The 19368-nt window shown below is 41.8% G+C and carries 22 protein-coding genes; 9 read left to right on the top strand and 13 right to left on the bottom strand.

Annotated elements, in window-relative coordinates; genetic code table 11:
• Positions 1-9: 9 nt before the first annotated feature.
• Positions 10-1470: an Asp-tRNA(Asn)/Glu-tRNA(Gln) amidotransferase subunit GatA gene (gene gatA / locus HWQ58_RS17345; RefSeq protein WP_292864981.1), complete on the bottom strand. Its 1461-nt coding sequence runs from the start codon at positions 1468-1470 to the stop codon at positions 10-12.
• On the opposite strand from gatA, the gene HWQ58_RS17340 reads away from it, so the two are divergent.
• From HWQ58_RS17340 to HWQ58_RS17330, 3 genes are all read left to right on the top strand, one after another.
• A complete protein-coding gene (locus tag HWQ58_RS17340; protein ID WP_292864978.1) occupies positions 1469-1594 on the top strand; it encodes a hypothetical protein in 126 nt (41 codons plus the stop codon). The two genes, gatA and HWQ58_RS17340, sit on opposite strands and share 2 nt — an antisense overlap.
• A gap of 226 nt (positions 1595-1820) precedes the next feature.
• Positions 1821-3182 carry an OB-fold nucleic acid binding domain-containing protein gene (locus tag HWQ58_RS17335; RefSeq protein WP_292864975.1) on the top strand — a complete coding sequence of 454 codons (1362 nt, stop codon included), beginning with the start codon at positions 1821-1823 and terminating at the stop codon, positions 3180-3182.
• Positions 3183-3384: 202 nt separating this feature from the next.
• Positions 3385-3981 (top strand): hypothetical protein, encoded by a 597-nt coding sequence (locus HWQ58_RS17330; RefSeq protein WP_292865047.1) that lies wholly within the window; start codon positions 3385-3387, stop codon positions 3979-3981.
• Between the two features lie 114 nt (positions 3982-4095).
• On the opposite strand, the gene HWQ58_RS17325 is transcribed toward HWQ58_RS17330, so the two are convergent.
• The 5 genes from HWQ58_RS17325 to HWQ58_RS17305 all read right to left on the bottom strand — a co-directional run bounded on the left by HWQ58_RS17325 (position 4096) and on the right by HWQ58_RS17305 (position 8673).
• On the bottom strand, positions 4096-4698 hold the full coding sequence (locus HWQ58_RS17325) for a heme-copper oxidase subunit III (protein WP_292780386.1): 603 nt from the start codon (positions 4696-4698) through the stop codon (positions 4096-4098).
• A gap of 161 nt (positions 4699-4859) precedes the next feature.
• Positions 4860-6521 carry a cytochrome c oxidase subunit I gene (gene ctaD / locus HWQ58_RS17320; protein ID WP_292864972.1) on the bottom strand — a complete coding sequence of 554 codons (1662 nt, stop codon included), beginning with the start codon at positions 6519-6521 and terminating at the stop codon, positions 4860-4862.
• 13 nt (positions 6522-6534) lie between these two features.
• Positions 6535-7449: a cytochrome c oxidase subunit II gene (locus tag HWQ58_RS17315; RefSeq protein WP_292865044.1), complete on the bottom strand. Its 915-nt coding sequence runs from the start codon at positions 7447-7449 to the stop codon at positions 6535-6537.
• A gap of 109 nt (positions 7450-7558) precedes the next feature.
• Positions 7559-8176, bottom strand: a complete 618-nt coding sequence (locus HWQ58_RS17310; RefSeq protein WP_292864970.1) for a DUF2231 domain-containing protein — start codon at positions 8174-8176, stop codon at positions 7559-7561.
• A complete protein-coding gene (locus HWQ58_RS17305; protein ID WP_292864966.1) occupies positions 8173-8673 on the bottom strand; it encodes a DUF2231 domain-containing protein in 501 nt (166 codons plus the stop codon). The genes HWQ58_RS17310 and HWQ58_RS17305 overlap by 4 nt, the downstream gene beginning before the upstream one ends.
• Between HWQ58_RS17305 and HWQ58_RS17300 the strand changes: the two genes are divergently transcribed.
• The 6 genes from HWQ58_RS17300 (at position 8655) to HWQ58_RS17275 (ending at position 15153) form a co-directional block, all read left to right on the top strand.
• A complete protein-coding gene (locus HWQ58_RS17300; protein ID WP_292864963.1) occupies positions 8655-8795 on the top strand; it encodes a hypothetical protein in 141 nt (46 codons plus the stop codon). The genes HWQ58_RS17305 and HWQ58_RS17300 overlap by 19 nt on opposite strands.
• A gap of 680 nt (positions 8796-9475) precedes the next feature.
• Positions 9476-10474, top strand: coding sequence for a metal ABC transporter substrate-binding protein (locus HWQ58_RS17295; protein WP_292864960.1), 999 nt, complete (start codon positions 9476-9478; stop codon positions 10472-10474).
• 150 nt (positions 10475-10624) lie between these two features.
• Positions 10625-11404, top strand: coding sequence for a metal ABC transporter ATP-binding protein (locus HWQ58_RS17290; protein ID WP_292864957.1), 780 nt, complete (start codon positions 10625-10627; stop codon positions 11402-11404).
• Positions 11405-11428: 24 nt separating this feature from the next.
• Positions 11429-12292 (top strand): metal ABC transporter permease, encoded by an 864-nt coding sequence (locus tag HWQ58_RS17285; RefSeq protein ID WP_292864954.1) that lies wholly within the window; start codon positions 11429-11431, stop codon positions 12290-12292.
• A gap of 64 nt (positions 12293-12356) precedes the next feature.
• Positions 12357-12929: a chemotaxis protein CheB gene (locus HWQ58_RS17280; RefSeq protein ID WP_292864951.1), complete on the top strand. Its 573-nt coding sequence runs from the start codon at positions 12357-12359 to the stop codon at positions 12927-12929.
• 4 nt (positions 12930-12933) lie between these two features.
• Entirely contained in the window at positions 12934-15153 is a 2220-nt protein-coding gene (locus HWQ58_RS17275; protein WP_292864948.1) for a response regulator, read from the top strand.
• Between the two features lie 115 nt (positions 15154-15268).
• On the opposite strand, the gene HWQ58_RS17270 is transcribed toward HWQ58_RS17275, so the two are convergent.
• The 7 genes from HWQ58_RS17270 to HWQ58_RS17240 form a co-directional block, all read right to left on the bottom strand.
• The gene (locus tag HWQ58_RS17270; RefSeq protein ID WP_292864945.1) at positions 15269-15640 is read right to left on the bottom strand and encodes a DUF2237 domain-containing protein; all 372 of its coding nucleotides are present in this window, start codon (positions 15638-15640) and stop codon (positions 15269-15271) included.
• Positions 15641-16172: 532 nt separating this feature from the next.
• Positions 16173-16340 carry a hypothetical protein gene (locus HWQ58_RS17265; RefSeq protein ID WP_292864942.1) on the bottom strand — a complete coding sequence of 56 codons (168 nt, stop codon included), beginning with the start codon at positions 16338-16340 and terminating at the stop codon, positions 16173-16175.
• 87 nt (positions 16341-16427) lie between these two features.
• On the bottom strand, positions 16428-16769 hold the full coding sequence (locus tag HWQ58_RS17260) for a hypothetical protein (protein ID WP_292865041.1): 342 nt from the start codon (positions 16767-16769) through the stop codon (positions 16428-16430).
• A 200-nt stretch (positions 16770-16969) separates the two neighbouring features.
• On the bottom strand, positions 16970-17215 hold the full coding sequence (locus HWQ58_RS17255; RefSeq protein WP_292864939.1) for a hypothetical protein: 246 nt from the start codon (positions 17213-17215) through the stop codon (positions 16970-16972).
• Positions 17216-17446: 231 nt separating this feature from the next.
• Positions 17447-17626: a chlorophyll a/b-binding protein gene (locus HWQ58_RS17250; protein WP_104906897.1), complete on the bottom strand. Its 180-nt coding sequence runs from the start codon at positions 17624-17626 to the stop codon at positions 17447-17449.
• Between the two features lie 71 nt (positions 17627-17697).
• Complete coding sequence (locus HWQ58_RS17245; protein ID WP_292864934.1) at positions 17698-17895, bottom strand: NblA/ycf18 family protein; 198 nt, start codon at positions 17893-17895, stop codon at positions 17698-17700.
• Between the two features lie 1283 nt (positions 17896-19178).
• Positions 19179-19368, bottom strand: a 190-nt coding sequence (locus HWQ58_RS17240) for a hypothetical protein (RefSeq protein ID WP_292864931.1), incomplete at its 5' end; no start/stop codon positions are given.

The following is a 19368-nucleotide window of genomic DNA, read 5'->3' as shown; positions in this document are numbered from 1 at the left end:
TGACAATTTTCAAGATATTTGCGGTTTACGCAGATGCCAAGTAGTAGATTGTTCATAAGCATAAGCTACCTGAAACAGTTGCTCTTCTCGCAACACATTGCCAATTAGCTGTAATCCTATCGGTAGCCCTTGATCGTCAAAACCACATGGCAAACTTAAACTAGGTAAACCAGCAAGATTCACAGGAATAGTCATCAAGTCATTTAAATACATACTCAAAGGGTCAGTAGTTTTTTCCCCTGCTTTGAATGCTGTAGTGGGAGATGTGGGACAAACTAATACATCAACCGCGCCAAAAGCCTTTTCAAAGTCTTGCTTAATCAAGGTGCGGACTTTTTGCGCTTTCAGGTAGTAGGCGTCATAATAGCCAGCCGAGAGGGCGTAAGTGCCAATCATAATCCGGCGTTTGACTTCTGTACCGAAACCGGCTGCACGGGTACGAGTGTACATTGATAGCAGGTTATCTGCATCAGGAGCGCGATACCCATATTTAACGCCATCGTAACGAGCTAGGTTTGCTGATGCTTCTGATGGGGCGATGATGTAGTAGGTGGGTAAGCCATAGCGAAAGCGGGGACAAGAAATTATATGAATTTCCGCTCCTAGACTTTGTAGTTGATCTACTGCTTTGGTAACAGCTTGTTCCACTACAGAGTCTAAACCTTCACCAAAAGTTTCTTTAATGATACCAATTCTTAGCTGACCTCTGGGTTTGAAGTTTGGTTTTAAGCTAGCAGCATAGTTGGGAATGGCAACCTTCAGGCTGGTAGAATCTTTGGGATCGTAACCTGCGATCGCACTTAATAATATTGCGGCATCTTCTACCGTATTTCCAAATGGCCCAATTTGATCCAAAGATGAAGCGTAAGCCACCAAACCATAACGAGAAACCAAACCATAAGTAGGTTTCATTCCCACCACACCGCAGAAAGATGCAGGTTGCCGAATCGAACCACCAGTATCAGAACCGAGAGCAACTACACATTCTTGAGCCGCCACCGCCGCCGCCGAACCCCCCGAAGAACCACCTGGAACTCGTGACAAATCCCAAGGATTAGCCGTGACCTGATAGGCAGAGTTTTCTGTGGAACTACCCATTGCAAACTCATCCAAGTTGGTTTTGCCTACCATTACTGCCCCAGCATCTGCCAGTTTTTGCGTCGCTGTTGATTCATAAGGCGGCACGAAATTTTCCAAAATCCGGGAGGCGCAGGTGGTAGGAATCCCCTTGGTACACATATTGTCCTTGATACCCACAGGAATGCCCGCTAGCAGCCCAATTTCTTCTCCTGCGGCAATTTTGGTATCCACAGCACCCGCCTGCTCTAATGCCCGATCTGCCGTCACACATAAAAAGCTGTGCAATTTCGGCTCTAACGCTTGAATGCGCTCTAAAGCTTCTTGGGTAATTTCAACGGCAGAACGTTCTTTTTTAACCAGCTGTTGGTGCAACTCGCGGATGGATGCCATGATTGCTCTCTTTGTGACTCAAGTCATTGATTCTAGTACATATTGGTCAAAATTGGGTATTGGTTATTGGGCTTTGGGCATGGCTTATTCTCCTTTGCTTGCCATTCCCCATTCATCTGAATAAGCGGATTAATATGTATTGAAATGTGTTTAATAAGTTTTGAAAAACAGCAAATACATGGCTATCAACCATCTATTGAATAGTTTGCCAAAGTTTTCATATATATTGGCTACTTTTGTGTAAGAGTATAGCAGTGTTTTCTAATGATATAATTTTGTATTACAACCTTCTTAATACTACAAAATTTATAATTTTATCAATTCCACAAAATTTTTCGAGGTAAGGTAGGATGATAAAAATAGCCACACGTAAATATTTAGGCAAACAAAATGTTTATGACATTGGGGTTGAGCGTGACCATAATTTTGCAATTAAAAATAGCTTAATAGCTGCTAATTGTTTCAATAAATCCCATTCTACAGCCTATGGTTATGTAACTTATCAAACAGCATATTTAAAAGCTAATTACCCATTGGAATATATGGCGGCGCTGTTAACGGCTAACAGTGGTGATACCGATAAGGTACAGAGATACATTACTAACTGTACAAATATGGGGATTTCCATAGATCCGCCAGATATTAATCGTTCTGGTGTTGATTTTACGCCAACGGCAGGCAAGATTCTGTTTGGATTTTCGGCGGTGCGTAACGTGGGACAAAATGCGATCGCTTCTATTTTGGAAGCGAGAAATGAGGCAGGAGAGTTTAAAGAGTTTAAAACACTCGCTGATTTTTGCGATCGCGTGGATTTGCGTGCAGTTAACCGCCGCACTCTAGAGTCGCTGATTTATTGTGGAGCCTTTGACAAAATTGAACCCAACCGCCAACAGTTAATTAACGACTCTGAATTAGTGTATGATTGGGCACAATCTCGCGCGAAAGATAGAGCTAGTGGTCAAGGGAATCTATTTGATTTATTGGGCGACGGCTTTTCTTGGACTCAAAATAAAAGAGCAAATAATGCCTTTGAAACTGCTCCCAAATCTAAACCTGTGACGGATATACCTCCACAGAAAAAGTTGCAAATGGAGAAAGAATTACTAGGCTTTTATGTATCAGATCATCCCCTGAAATCCTTACGGCAAATAGCACCACTTTTGACACCAATTAACCTTTCGCAGCTGGGAGAACAAAGAGAAGATACAAGGCTTTGTGCAGTTGTAATGTTGAATAACGTCAAAAAAGTGGTGACTAAAAAAGGCGATCAGATGGCAATATTACAAATAGAAGACCTAACTACACAATCAGAAGCTGTAGTTTTTCCGAAAACTTATGAACGTATTAGTTCCATACTCCAAGTTGATACGAGATTGATTATTTGGGGAAAAGTAGATCGACGTGACGAGCAAACTCAATTTATTCTTGAAGATGCAGAACCAGTGGAAACAGTACAAATGGTAATGGTGGAATTAAATCCCCAGCAAGCAGGTAATATGGAAGATTTACATCGCTTGAAAACAATTTTACAAGACCATTCAGTAGACAAAGAAAAGGCAAAAATGCCAGTGATTGGAATTATCCAAACTGTAACTTCTCGTAAACTTGTTCGCTTGGGTTGGCAATTTTGTGTACAAGATTCTCGAATAACTGTTCAAGCTTTGCAAAACGCTAGTTTTCCTGCTCACATAAAATCCCTGACTGGTAGCTGACGCCAGCAGTAAAAAATCCACTAATACTGAAAAGCAGCTTAAGAATTAGTTTTATTGAACTGTCATCAGTAAATTGCCTTAGGTATTCAGGATTTTAATCGTTTTTTTAGTTACTTACGCGGATGAGAATTTCCTTGAGGTAGTGGTATCTTTTTATGCTAATACCCTTAAGGCTGCGACCGGGGGAAGGAGTTAAAACTTGATGATCGTCAACGAGCTACATAGATTTGTTTCATACTGTAAAAAAATTCAACCCCAAACTCACGAGGACATTCAAAAATTTTTTGAAGGAGTAATATTATTTCCTTATGATAAGGAACTTCTATTGCAAGCTTATTTATTTCTGAATATTAAAGAATTGTTTCCCTCGTGCGCTGAATTGCTGTTATTTGAAAAGTCTCCAATTTCAGATTACACAGATTTAGGGAAGTGTGATTTTGTCTTCCTGACTTTTAAAGGTAGTCTGTTTTTAATTGAAACTAAGTTTATTGATACAGAAGCAACTGGAGCAACAGAACGAAAAAGAAGAAATAAGCATAGAAACAAGGTATTTGAGCAAGTTATTACTTTAAAAGGTCGATTTAGCGAATATTGGAATATGAGGCTAGATCAATTAGAGTGCGGGGTTTTCACAACAGATGCAGAAGTTGCTTGGCGAGGAAATGGTGTGAATGTCACATCTAAATCAATATCTATAGATAAGCTCGAACAATGGCGAAGAAGCTATCACAGTAGTGAAAAATTTTTATTTCATCAAGATGGGTCAAAGTTTGAGGAAAGGTTGAATTTGAAAGGTTGAACTAAGACCCAAATATAGTTATTACAGTAAATGGTGTATGGGGCATAAAAGCAATTAACAATGCCACATACACCAACCCAGAGAAATTATCTGGGTTTTCCTTCCCATCAATCTTTACTGCCAAACATAGATCAGAACAAACAAAATAATCCAGATAACATCGACGAAGTGCCAAAACAATGAGGTTGCATTTACGCCGTAGTGACCTGTGTCATAATTGCCAGGTAGGAAAGAACGTACCAAAATTATCAACTGCAACAAAATACCTGTGAAAACGTGCAAACCGTGGAAGCCTGTAAGCAGATAGAATGTACTACCAAATACCCCAGAGGTGAAACCAAAGGCGAGGCCGTTCCATTCAATCGCTTGGCCAACTAAAAAGTAAGTTCCCATTGCCATTGTTGCCAAGAGAAATAGGCGAAATTTCACTAAGTCATGGCGTTGAAGGGCGCGTTCTGCTAAGTAAATTACAAAGCTACTAGCAACGAGAATTACTGTGTTGATTGCTGGTTCTTTTATTTCTAGTCCAGAAACACCAACTGGTAGCCAGTTAGGGGTTGTTGTTTTGTAGATGGCATATCCGGCGAAAAAACTTAAGAAGATGACGCTTTCTGACAGGAGAAAGACGATGAAGCCAAACATTTTGTTGCCTTCTTCGTCGTGGCTGTGTTCTGCGCTTGTATGGGGCAATTCATGGGAATTGATATAGCTGTCCATTTTGGTTTTTGAGGGGGAGTTTGAAAAGCAAAGGAGAGGCAGCGCGGTCTTCTCCTAAGGGGAGACGCCAAGGGCGATGGGGGTTTCCATGAGCGACTGCCGTCGCGGAGGGAAGCGCAGAGGTACGCGGAGGGTTTTTGCGTCTTCCCGATAGTTTGCGTTTATTCTGGGAGGTTGGATGTTAAGGGTTCTGATTTGCCGTAGCCGTAGGGTTCGGAGATGATGATGGGAGTTTCTTCAAAGTTTTCTACTGGGGGGGGTGAAGAAACTAGCCACTCTAGTCCGATTGCTCGCCAAGGGTTAGCGGGTGCTTTCTCGCCTTGCATCCAAGAAATCACCATGTTGAATATGAAGGGCAAGGTGGACATTCCTAAGAGAAATCCGCTGAGGCTAGCGATGATATTCCAGAATTGATACTCTGGGGCGTAGGAAGCGACTCGGCGTAACATCCCTTGCAATCCTAATGGGTGCATGGGCAAAAAGTTGAGGTTGGTGCCGATGAAGGCTAACCAGAAGTGGATTTTACCCCAGCTTTCGGAGTACATCCGCCCAGTCATTTTGGGGAACCAGTGATAGATGGCAGCAAATAAGCCCATCGTCACGGTGCCGTAGAGGACGTAGTGGAAGTGTCCCACCACAAAGTAGGTATTGTTAACGTGGACATCAACCGGCACGGAGGAAAGCATGATGCCTGTGATACCAGCGAAAACAAACATGACTAATCCGCCCAAGGCAAATAGCATGGGGGTATTTAGCCGCAGTTTACCGCCCCAAATAGTTGCTACCCAGGCAAATACTTTAATTCCTGTGGGGACAGATACAAACATCGTTGTCAGCATGAAAATCAACCGCATCCATCCTGATGTACCACTGACGTACATGTGGTGTACCCAAACAATGCCGCTCACTCCTGCAATCAAGATGGATGAAATAGCAACTACTTTGTAACCAAATAGAGGTTTACGTGAATAAACTGGGAAGATTTCTGAGAAAATCGCAAAGACAGGCAAAATAATCACGTAAACGGCGGGGTGAGAGTAAAACCAGAAGTAATGCTGGAACATAACTGGATTCCCACCCTTGGCGGGGTCAAAAAAGGCGGTGCCAACTGTGAGGTCGAGTAACAGCATTACTGCACCAGCTGTCAGTGCAGGTAATCCGAATAGTTGGATAATCTGGGCGCTAAACACTCCCCAGACAAACAAGGGCATCCGAAAGAAGCCCATTCCAGGGGCCCGCATCTTGACAATTGTGGTGACAAAGTTCACTGCGCCCATAATTGAAGATACGCCGGATATTGCCACCGCTAAGAGCCAGATAACTTGACCATTAATTAAGTTACCTGTGGGATTCTGGAGACTAACTGGCGGGTAAGACCACCAACCCGCTTGGGCAGGGCCACCAGGAACAAAGAAGCTACCCATCATCAAAATCCCAACTACTGGTACCATCCAAAAGGCGACGGCGTTGAGGCGGGGAAATGCCATATCTCGCGCTCCAATCATCAGGGGCACTAAATAATTAGCAAAACCAACCAGTGAGGGAAATGTCCACAAGAACAGCATCACGGTGCCGTGCATGGTGAACATACCGTTATAGACGGTGCGATCGACTAAATCTGATTCGGGTGTTAGCAGTTCTCCCCGCATCACCATTGCAAAGATACCGCCGACGAGAAAGAAGAAAAATGAGGTAACGAGATACTGGATACCAATAACTTTATGGTCGGTACTAAAGCTGAAGTATTCTTTCCAGTTACTCGAAGATTCATGGTTAGGCTTCTCATCAGGGAGAAGGATACCTTCAATAGGAACATTAGTCATGGTTACTTTCCTTTCAACCAGGTGAATTGACTAGAGGAGGTGCAGCAGGTGGAACTGTGACCCAACCAGTTTGGACTGATTGATTGGATGTTTGGGAATACTCAGAAGCTGCTTGATTATTTGCTAGGGATGGCTTTTGGATTGCAGCTTGTGCTAGCCACTGCTGATAATCTTCAGGAGATTCGACGACTACATTCGCCTGCATCGTCGCAAAGTATGTACCGCTATATTGAGAATCGGTCAATCGGTATTTGCCGGGACGGATGGGAGTAAATTCAAAGTCGATCGCATGGTTAGGAATAATATCCTGCTTGAGGCGGAACGCAGGAATATAGAAGCCGTGGAGAACGTCTTGCGATCGCAGCGCTAAACGTACCCGGCGATCGCTCGGTAAATGCAATTCGGTACTGGTAATATCTCTTTCGGGATAGTGAAAAACCCACGCCCACTGTTTAGCTAGTACGTCGATTTTCTCAACGGGTTCTGCTAAGGCGTTAGCTGGTGCTGTATAAGCTGATTCCATTGCCAGCGGATTATGCAGATGAACTAGTTCTGATGGGCCTTGAATTCCCATTTGTTCATAAACTTGGTAGCTGTAGCCTGCAATCCAAAATACCAAGAGAATTGGGATCGCTGTCCAGACGACTTCCACTGCCACATTACCATCAATTGGGGGACCGTCAGTAAAGTCATCTTTGACTGCCCGATGGAAGATTACAGAATACATCAAAGTACTTGTTACTCCCAAGAAGATGAAGGCACCGAGGGTTACTAAGAAGCTAATCAAATCATCAATTAGTAGGGATTCGGCTGCTGCTTGGGGGGGAAGCCAGGAGTAAACCTGCTTCCCGATCCAGAGACTAGTAACAGTCACTGCGATCGCGCCTGTAAGCAGCGTCAAAATATTTAAAATCTTCTGGATTTTCATGGTCACATTAGTCATTGGTCATGGTGATTGGTCATTAGTCATTGGTCATTGGTCATTGGTTAGTAACTTTAAATAAAGGACAAAGGACAAAGGACAATTGACTAATGACTCATTTGAGTGTTGTATTGAGGTCTTGACCTAATCGCAGCAAACTATCTGCTGTATTGTGTACGCCAAATTCGGTGGCTAGTTGCGCTCCTAGTGTGCCGTGGATGTACATAATGAACATGATTGCTATGCCTGCAAACAGATAGATCCATTGCACTTCTCTATCTGTCTGTTTATATTCTTGTTTGCCCCAAACGAAGCGCTGCCATCCTCTCCAGATGGTCATACCAACAATCAGCGCTAATAAGAACACACCACCCATACTATGCCAGAGCATAGTTTCCATTGCCTGCAATCCCCAGGCACTCTTCATATCAGCTGGTGGTGTTGCCAATAGCATTTCGTAAAAGCCTGCCCCGACAGTGAAAAATGTAATAATGCTGCAAGCTAAAATGTTGTACCAGCCAACATCAAACAAGTTGTTACGTTCCACAGTAATTGCCAAAAATTTGAAAACCCATTTTTCAAACGGGAACAGAACACCAACGATATCAAAGGTCATACCAATGATGAACAAACCTATTGTCAGATGGACTAAGTTGGGATGAATGGGAATTGTGTAAGGTAATCCGTTTGCGCCTAAAGAGCCGCTCAATTGGTCAATCAATTCTGAGTTCATCGCAACAAACCATCCTTTACTGCTTCCACAACTGGCACGGTATGCAATCCATATACCCAAACAAGCTCATCTCCGAGATATACCTGCAAGCCAACTATCAGGGTTAAAACTAGTCCGGCTCCCAAATAATAAATCGGTACTTTTTGCGGGTTACGGGCACGAATTACGTAGCGCCAAGCTGTAATCGCTGTGATAATTCCTGAAAGCGACCAACCAATTAGCGTATGTAAATTCAGCACCGATTTCGCTAGGCTGTAAGGCTGTGCTAATCCCGCTTCAAACTGACCAAAAATAATCGCAACGAAGATGGCGATCGTGGCAACTAACATATTCCACCAACTCACCTCAAAAAGACCGGATTTCCCAGTAAAATAGCCAATTACATCGCAGAAGAAGGAAAACAACACCATCGCAATTACGAAGTGGACAACGATGGGATGAACCGTATCTGGATAGGGCAAATTGTGGTCGTTCAAGGATGTCAAATACTCAATCATCGTCTTCTCCTGGACATATCTACCGCACTTTGGTCAATCAATTTTGGATTTTGGATTGGCGATCGCGCAGTCTTAGCGAGCATCTTTTAGATTTATTCCGTCCCAGAGGAGATATAAACTAGAAGACCTAATCAAAAATCTAAAATCGCTAGTCAAGCTTCAATAATTGATGGACACTCACTAACATCACCACAAGTATCCATCCATAATTGACCGAAATCTGTTCAATATCTGCGCGGTTCAATACGCTTAATCATGTCTTAGCTTTTTGTAGCCAAATTTGGTTAAATTGCCTACATAGAATAATTTTGGTTTTGATTCATTTCCTTATGACAATAGTCTGCAACAGCAATTCTTGATGTAGCTAAATCAAATCGCTGTCGTTTATTGATTTGCTTAATCTATCTTTTAGCTTAAGTAAATTTTTATGAATTGTCAAAACAATAAATATTAAACTTTTAAAAGTTAGTTAGCTAACAAAAAAATATTTTTACAATGTATTTATTTTTGCATTATTTTAAATATAAACAATTTCAAACATAAGATTTGTCTGTAAGATATTTCACAATAATAAAATATTATTTTGTTATGCAAACAACAAAAATATTTGAACCACTTAAAAAGTACCGTAAAATGAGAAAAGGAAGGAATCAAGGCGAATCCAGGTTAAGTCAGAATCTAGAAATACAGTTAATTGCAACAGCTTCGCTTTTTTCCTCTGATATTATTTTCATAATTCTTTCATTTTTATCTTACTTCTGCTAAAGTGAGACAAAAGTGAGAAGATTATGAAATTGCTATAATGAGATTTAATATCAATAATTTTCAGATGCAACTACCGTTATACGGACAAAAATTGGTTGTAGCGTCTGGGCTGCTATTGGGGCTATGTTTGGCTGGGTGTAGCCCGTCAGCCTCTAATTCTCAACCACAGTTAAGTCCAAACCCAGCCACAACTACCACCAATCTAGATAAAAAAGTTAAAAAAGTGGTTCTTACCACCTTTACAGTCATCGCAGATATGGCGCAAAATGTGGCGGGAGACAAGGCGATTGTTGAATCTCTCACCAAACCAGGGGCGGAAATTCATGGTTACGAACCAACTCCTAGCGATTTGGTGAGAGCGCAAAAAGCAGACCTAATTTTGAATAATGGTCTAAATTTAGAGCGTTGGGCACAGAAATTGTATAACAGCGTCCCTAATGTACCTCACGTTACCTTAAGTGAGGGAATTAAACCTGTAGAAATTACGGAGGATGCCTACAAAGGGAAACCTAATCCCCATGCTTGGATGTCACCACAAAATGCCTTGATTTACGTAGAGAATATTCGCAAGGCATTAGTTAATTTAGATTCAGCGAATGCAGAGACTTATAATACCAATGCCAAAGCATACAGCCAAAAAATTAAAGAAGTTGATGAGAAACTGCGAAAAAGCGTGTCGGTAGTTCCAGCAGACAAGCGCTACATGGTAAGCTGTGAAGGCGCGTTCTCATACGTCACCCGCGATTATGGCTTGAAAGAAGCTTATCTCTGGGCAGTCAATTCTGAACAGCAAGCTACTCCCAAACAGCTAGAAAAAGTCATTGATATAGTTAAAAAAAATAAAATACCTGTAGTTTTCTGTGAAAGTACAGTAAACGATGGAGCGCAACGTCAGGTAGCTAGAGAATCAGGAGCAAGGTTTGGTGGAGTGTTTTACGTTGATTCCCTGTCTCCAGCAAACGGGCCAGCACCAACTTATCTCAAGTTGCTAGAACTTAATATTAATACTCTAACTCAGGGATTAGAGGAAAAGTGAGCAAGTATGTAAGAATAAATTTAATTATTTAAAATTAGCTTGTAGTAAGGACTTTAGTCCTGTTTTGTTCTCTAGAAAACGTTACGTATTCGCAAAAAATGCTGGAGTCGCTCACTACAAAGTAATGATTAATCTTAGAGGTGATTTTTAGTGAAATCTATTAGTATTGATGTCGAAAATCTGACAGTTGCTTACCACGGCAAAGTTGCTTTACATGGTGCTTTTTTGCAAATCCAAGCAGGTTCAATTAGTGGTTTACTGGGGATGAATGGTAGTGGTAAATCAACCCTATTTAAGGCGATTATGGGTTTTTTGAAGCCAGTTACAGGACAGGTTTTGATTAATGGCTTACCGATAAAAACTGTACAGAAAAAAAGCTTGGTCGCCTATGTACCACAGTCAGAAGAAGTGGACTGGAATTTTCCAGTAAGTGTCCATGATGTGGTGATGATGGGGCGCTACGGATACATGAATATATTACGAATCCCATCGGCGAAAGATCAAAGAGTGGTGAAGGAAAGTTTGGAAAGGGTGCAAATGTGGTCAATGCGCGATCGCCAAATAGGAGAACTCTCTGGTGGACAGAAAAAACGCGCCTTTCTCGCCCGTGCTTTAGCACAACAGGGAACAGTTTTACTATTAGATGAACCTTTCACTGGGGTAGATATCAAAACAGAAAAAGCGATGATTGACTTATTGCTGGAATTGCGAGAAGAAGGTCATACAATTTTGATTTCTACCCATGATTTAGCGTCTATTACCACTTTCTGCGACCAAGTAGTACTTATCAATCGTACTATTTTAGCTTATGGAAATACATCTGAAGTCTTCACAGAAGAGAATCTCTCTCGGACTTTTGGTGGTTCTCTTGGAGATTTATCTTTCAGCAAAAGTCAGATAATCCGTGGAAATAAAAGCGAATCTGATTAATTACTAATTAATATTGTTAAAAATATGAATACTCTCGCATTCCTAGATTGGTTAACCACACCTTTACAGCATGAATTCATGGTGAAGGCAATTTGTGTAAGTGCCTTAGTTGGGGTGGTCTGTTCTGTTTTATCTTGTTTTATGACCCTAAAAGGTTGGGCATTGATGGGAGATGCTGTTTCCCATGCGGTAATGCCTGGGGTAGTAATTGCTTATGTTTTAAATATCCCTTTTGCTGTGGGCGCTTTTGTTTTCGGAGTAGGTTCAGTTATTGCGATCGGTTATATCAAAGCGAAGACGAGAATTAAAGAAGATACTGTCATTGGACTTGTATTTACAGGATTTTTCGCTCTGGGTTTGGTACTAGTTTCCAAAACTCCAAGTAGCGTAGACTTGACGCACATTTTGTTTGGGAATGTCTTGGGTATTTCTAATGAAGACATTATCCAAACGGTTATTATTAGCGTTATTACTTTAGTAACAATAGCTGTTTTACGTAAAGACCTACTATTATTTTGTTTTGACCCCACTCATGCACGTTCCATTGGCTTGAATACAGGAGCGCTGCACTATATTTTACTATCATTACTCTCGTTAACTGCAGTCGCCGGACTTCAGACAGTGGGAATTATTCTGGTTGTCGCTATGTTAGTTACTCCGGGAGCAACGGCTTATTTGTTAACAGACCGTTTTGACCACATGATACTAATTGCAATGGCATCGGGAGTATTTTCTAGTGTTATGGGGACTTACATCAGCTATCATATCGATGGTGCAACAGGGGGTTGCATAGTTGTGTTGCAAACCTTGTTGTTTGTCATAGCAATGATTTTTGCACCTAAACATGGGTTACTGGTAAGAGCAAAGAAGCAAGAAAACACTGACTAATTCAGGATGAAATAGCCTTTGCTATTTACGTAACCCCCATTTTGCAGGTGTGAGGGCGAAACAAGTGTCGTTTAAAATTGTGGTAATTGGTACTTCTTTAGGCGGATTATCAGCATTGAAAATCGTCCTGGGAAATTTACCAGCAGACTTCCCTGTGCCGATCGCGATCGTGCAACACCGTCATAAAGACTCTAGCAACACACTCCAGGATTTATTACAAGAATCCACTTTGTTGAAAATTCGAGAAGTGGAAGATAAGGACGAACTACTACCGGGACATATCTACATAGCCCCAGCAGATTACCACTTACTGGTTGAACCAGGTCACTTTGCTCTTTCGACTGATCAGCCTGTTTCCTATGCTAGACCATCTATTGATGTGCTGTTTGAGTCGGCAGCCGATGTCTACACAGAAGAAGTTATTGGTGTAATATTGACAGGAGCAAACCAAGATGGTGTGCAAGGTCTTAAAAAAATAAAAGCGCGGGGAGGAATTACCATTGTACAAGAACCTGCCACAGCGGAGAGCGACATTATGCCAGAGGCAGCAATTTCTGCTATTACAGTAGACTGGATTTTGACACTCTCAAACATTGCTTCCCAGATGGTCAAGCTTTGTCAATTATCACAGAAATAAACCGATGCAGATGGAACCCAAAGTCAACATCCTCCTAGTAGATGATAAACTAGAAAATTTGCTGGCACTAGAGGCAATCCTAGAAAAACTAGGGGAGAATCTCGTGAGAGCTACTTCCGGGGAAGAAGCTTTGAGGTGTCTGCTGCATCAAGACTTTGCTGTGATTTTGCTGGATGTGCAAATGCCAGGAATGGACGGTTTTGAAACTGCTACCTTAATTCGCAATCGGGGGCGATCGCGTCACACTCCAATTATCTTTCTCACCGCCTTTAGCACCAGCGACCAAATGCTGTTTAAAGGTTATGCCTTGGGTGCAGTTGATTATTTGCTCAAACCACTAGACCCCAATATCTTGACTTCTAAAGTCACAGTATTTGTAGAACTATTTAAGAAAACAGAAGCCGTCAAGCAACAAACAGCGCAACTGGTGGCTGTGAATACCGAACTCAGGCAAAGTGAAGAACGATTCCGATCGCTAAGTACCTGCTCACCCGTTGGCATTTTTGAAACTGATACCGAAGGTGACTGTAAATATACTAATCCCCGCTATCAGGCAATTTGTGGCTTGAAAGCGTCAGAGAGTTTAGAAAAGAGATGGCTGGAATCTGTTCATCTAGAAGACAAAGAACGAGCGATCGCTAGTTGGTCTGCTTACATTAATGAAGGTCGGGAATACTCAGAAGAATTTCGCTTTCAAGCTGCTCACGGTAACATTCGTTGGGTTCAAGTTCGCTCATCACCGATGCTTTCCAGTCAAGGAGACTTGTTGGGTTATGTAGGCACTCTTGAAGATATTACCGAACGCAAGCAAGCAGAAGAAGTCCACGCTCAAGTGATTCGCGAACAAACGGCAAGACAGGAAGCAGAAGCTGCGAATCGGATGAAAGATGAGTTTCTAGCTGTTCTCTCCCACGAACTCCGCACGCCTCTAACCTCAATGCTCGGCTGGTCAAAAATCCTCCGCACCAAGAAACTTGACGAAAAAGCCACTTCCCGCGCCTTGGAGGCGATCGAACGCAACGCTATATCTCAGATGCAACTAATTGAGGATATCTTGGACGTATCCCGGATTATCCGTGGTCAGTTGCGGTTAAACGTATCGGCAGTGAATCTAATCTCGGTGATGGAGGCAGCTTTAGAGGCAGTGCGTCCCCTAGCAGAGCCAAAAGATATTCAATTAAATACTGTGCTAGATACTTCGATAGGGTCAGTCTATGGCGATCCAGCCCGTTTACAGCAAATTGTCTGGAACCTACTAACTAATGCAATAAAGTTTACCCCTAAAGGTGGTAGGGTAGAAGTCAGGCTGTCAAAGCATTTTGGATTACCGATTTCAGATTTAGGTGTGAGCGGTACTTCCACAAGCCTCAGTACAACCCAGTCGAACGAATTTGGATTTGAATCTCTTAGTGAAAATTTAGACTCTTCAAACACTGAAGAAAGCAATAATCTAAAATCCGTCTTGGAAAATTCTGATGGTCGGGAGCCGAGTCTTAAACTTTCCGCAAAATCTCAAAATTCAAAATCTCAGTACGCCCAAATTAAAGTTATCGATACAGGCATTGGTATCAGTTCCGAGTTTTTACCCAAAGTATTTGAGCGTTTTCGGCAAGCAGACAGTACCACAACGCGATCGCACAATGGATTAGGACTAGGATTAGCGATCGTCCGTCATCTAGTAGAACTACACAAGGGGACAATTTTTGCCCAAAGTTTAGGCACTGGACAAGGAGCAACCTTTACTGTAAGACTACCACTCTTACAAGACAATAGGGGAAATAGAGAAGCAACAGGAAAAATTTCCTCCTCTGTAGCATCTACCCCCCTTGCTGGATTAAGAGTTTTAGTTGTAGATGATGAAACAGATACCCGTAACTTTCTCAGTTTTATGTTTGAGGAGTATGGAGCTTTTGCCACTGCGGTAGGATCAGTTGATGAAGCCCTAGTAGTACTTGAACAAGCAAAACCAGATATCCTGGTTAGCGACATCGGTATGTCAGAGCAAGATGGTTATACATTAATTAGGAAACTGCGATCTTTAGAACCAGAAAAAGGCGGATGCATCCCCGCGATCGCTTTAACAGCATACACGCGAGAGGAAGACCGCTTGGAAGCTCTAAGAGCAGGGTTTCAGCAGCATTTATCTAAGCCAATTGACCCCAATAAGTTGATTTCTGCGGTTGTCAATGTATTAGAACTGCCTATTGAAGTTCCAGTGAGTTGATTTGGAATGGAGAGTGGGGAGTAGGTAAAGCAAAGGGGCAGGGGAGCAGAGGAGAAATTACAGTAGTTTTCTCCTCTGTTCCCCCACACCTCTGCCTCTTATGCCCAATGCCCAATCAAGACAAAGTTAGAGCATGTTTTTTGAGTTCGTCTAGAGAAACCACTTCCAAAGCTCTAGCATGGGTTGCTGAAAGTATTACAGGTGGAGCAACGCCAGCTTCTAGAGCTTCTTGCCAGCGAGAAGCACACAAACACCAGCGATCGCCAGGCTTCAGTCCAGGAAAATTAGAATCAGGAACAGGTGTGCTCAGGTCGTTCCCCTGCGATTTAGTGAACTCCAGGAATTCTGATGTCACTTGGGCACATACGACATGCGCCCCAAAATCCTGACCACCTGTGCGACAAAAACCGTCGCGGTAAAACCCAGTCATGGGAGAAGTGCAGCAGGCTTCTAGGTTTGCACCGATTACGTTTTTAGCTTCTGTCATCGTTAATTCGTTGCACTTGATTTTTTCACTTCGATATAAGCCTATATTGACACTTCCCTAGTTAAATTAAAATCGCTATCCCTTATTAATTCGGAAAAGCAGGAAATTCTAGAATCACTACTCATCCCAAGTTGTCAACCTTAGAGTTATTAAGAATGCTGCAATATCTTAGTAGAATCCCCAGGCGCAGACAAAATTGCCACTGTGGCAATTAAAGTTTTTCCATACTCAGTGCTGAGTGCTGAGTACTGGTTATTGAGTAAAGAAAAGTACTCATTACTGATGTACTTGGTAAAAGCCCCGCTCCTTGTGGGCGGTCTTTCGACTCAGCACTCAGCACTTTTAACTCAGCACTCTTCATGAAGTTATAAGGGTTTGATGTGCTACTCAAAAGCGCTATCTTTAATCAGATTTTTGGCGATCACCCCTTGCGATCGCTATAAAGCGGGCGAGTACGCCATCGCACTTCATAAACTTGGTAACAGGTTATTCTAACCCAGAATTTAATATAGGGCACTGCTGAGGAGACAATTCACCAGCAGTAATCAAACTCATCAATAAAATTGTGTATCGTACCAAAATACTTATTTTGAGCAATGCCAGCAAAACGGCATACTCTACCCTCAACTAAATAGAACTTGCCAGCAATCAATTTAATCATCACTCTAATTGCGATCGCACTCCTGAAAGTTGGTACCACCTTTATACCAAGATAGATACTCATTTGGGTAAGCTTACCAAGAAAAATACAAGCGTTTGCTCTATAAAGGCTTACTTCTCCGTGTACTTAGGAAAATTCAAGTTGAATCGCTACATATGCGTTTGCAAAGCGTTTGTATAGGAGAATTGCTCCTAAATTTGCGAACAGACAGATGCTTCCTAGTCCCAATAAAATGTATGTAGGAGCCATGACAACTCCAATCATGAACCAAGCAAATACGTGCAGTATCATTAATAAAGCAAAGGTACTGGCAATTGCAGCACTTCGCCAAATTTCAATAGCTGGACGACACAATAATGTCAAACCTATTGTTAACGAGGTAGCAATTAGGTTGACTGGGATTAGAAAGGCACAAATACCAATGCAGTAAGTGCTTGAAAATACCGTCAAAGTGTTGAAGTCCAATATTAATTCTCCTAGATTAAATTGCCAAATTTTAGATGAATATTTGTCCTGATATCCTTCAAGGCTAGTCAGACTTTAAAAGATTTGTAGGTTAGCCGAAACTATTGGGTTACTCAGATATTAGTGAAGACACACTAAAAATTTGAACCACCAAGAAGTTGGTGGTTCAGAGTTATACTTCGTATTAGCTACTAGCCAAACACTTAAGCAGGAAATATTGTCCGGCTAATCAGTGCGCTGGCGAACCCAGAAACACTAAGACCTAGCAAAATACTAGTAAACAAAAGACCTATTCGAGGGTTAGAATCTAGTTTGTTGTCTTCTCTACCACCTGTAAAGAATAAAGACCAAGCTTGGGAAGCATTGATAGTCTTAAAGCTATTAAAATCAGGTCTGAAAACAACAGAACCAAATAGCTCAGGAGATTTGAAGTCTAAATTAGTGTTCATGTAAATAAGTATAACAACAATCTTGTCAAATAGCTAGCTTTATGATATAAACCAACAGATAAAGGCAAGGTAGATATGTCGAGGGCAGCGATCGCCTAGTTGACTGGTGATTTTTCAGAGGGAGCTGAGGAACGGATATCACTCAAAATGTATCAAGTGGTGACACCGTGACCACTAGCAGTAATATAAATACATTTACAAAACCTAACCAGCACTAGAGCAACTGCTGACCTACAGAAGACCCCAAAAGTGGAGGAAGCCTTGACCAGAAAATAGTTCAATTAGGGCGGCGCACAAAAAGCCAATCATCGCCAAACGACCGTTCCAAAGTTCAGCCTGGGGTGTAAATCCCCAACGCCAGGCATTGCGATTATCAAGCATCGGGGGGTTAATGTTTGTGTTAGCTGACATAGTTAATAATCCAAGTTTTGTGACTGTAATAACTTACTGGCGTTGTGCAAAGTAAGGATTGCTTCCCGGTTTTACGATGAGGCGAAATCCATATCTAGTTTCCACTTGTGTTTGAGGATTTCTTTAAACATCGTTTCCCGAATCATCATCTGCTTATAGTGCAAGATCAAGAACTCTTGAGCTTGTTCACGGGACATCTGCTGCACTTGATCGCTAAAGGAACGAATGCTAAATTCTTGTTCTAAAGATAATTTGATTGGCTGATTCATTACTGCCTCTTTTAATCCACTTAGGGTAAAAACTGTCAAATTGACCTTGCAGGGCACTATCTTCAAATCTAGGTCTGAAGCTGAACGCCTTGCTATATTTAACACCTAGCTAACGGCAAAGGCAGTTAACCAAGTCAGTATCATCAGCGGCATAGCAACGCTTCTTGGAAAAAATAACAACGGCGCTCTTCAGACCTAGAACAATCAGATAGGTGAGTCGGTTTTTCTAGTTGCGTAGGCATTGAGCGCACCTCTGTCATCAGTGGTGTACAGGGCTGTATTGCCTACTTGTTACTTTATATAAATTAATATAACATATTGTTTACATATTTAGACATTTTTGACTGAGTATGATATGTCAGCCTTTAGGCTAATCAAGCAATTAGCACCGTTCAAATTACATTTATTGCCTCTGTGGCATTTTTTGCTGACGCTACTCGATACCCTGAGTGCTCTAGTCCAAGTTGCAGTTCTTTCTGGATAAAATGCTTCATTGTCCAATAACTGCAAAATCCCGCACTGATCTTGAATTTTGTCGAAGCGTTGCGATTGATCGCACTTGTCGTCTCGTAGAGAAGCTTACCGTACTCCTCCGGAGAAGCAAGCTACGTGTAGGGTCTCGCAGATTTTGACCAATGGAGGATCAAAGCAATACAAACGCGCAAGACACAAATTTTGCTGCGTTTGTTGAAGATATTGCGAGGAATATGAGTTGTACTTTCCTAAAACCGTACAGTGTGGCTTATCTACACCTTGCAAGATTTCAGGAAGCGAAAAATTTTTTAGAGTTCCACAATTACTAGAGTAAAGTTCCAATAAAAACCCCTGGTAGCTAGCCAGGGGTAATGCAAGTCAGTACTTTTCGCATGGAATGTATCCTACTCAAATACCATAGCAACCGTCTAATTTAGAGATATGCCATTTTGCCAAACAAAAAAAGCCTCCAGTGGTAAGCCGAGGGTTAATTTTTTTTGGAATAGCGGAATCTATAAAGCTATTATTCCCACGTCAGTAAGCAATAAAACCAAAATATAAGAATTTCTACAACTATCTATTAGACTTCTTGCATGAATCAAAAGCCCTCTCCCAAACTAGGGAGAGGGACTTTGAAATTGGCTCCCCTTCTCCCAACTTTGGGAGAAGGGATTGGGGGATGTAGCAAGATCCCGCAGGGTGGGCAAGTTTTACATTCGTGCAAGAGGTCTATTATGTATGTTGTGATGTCATACAAAAAAGAGCTTCGGCGTATCCTGACCTCGTTGCTTGCCTTTAAATAAGTAAAACTAATAACTTCTATCAGGTTTACTGAAGTAATAAAACTTGATTAAAAATTGTAAAGCATTGTAAAGTACATTTACAGGCAAAAACAAAACCGCCTGATTCATAAACAACCAAACGCACTTATAAAACCATGACAGCAACCTTACAACGTCGCGAAAGCGCCAACGTATGGGATCGATTCTGCGAATGGAT

This window comes from Nostoc sp. LPT (assembly GCF_017115165.1).
Lineage (GTDB): Bacteria > Cyanobacteriota > Cyanobacteriia > Cyanobacteriales > Nostocaceae > Nostoc.
The sequence above is the reverse complement of the archived record's forward strand: the minus strand, read 5'-3'. Positions and strand labels throughout refer to the sequence as shown.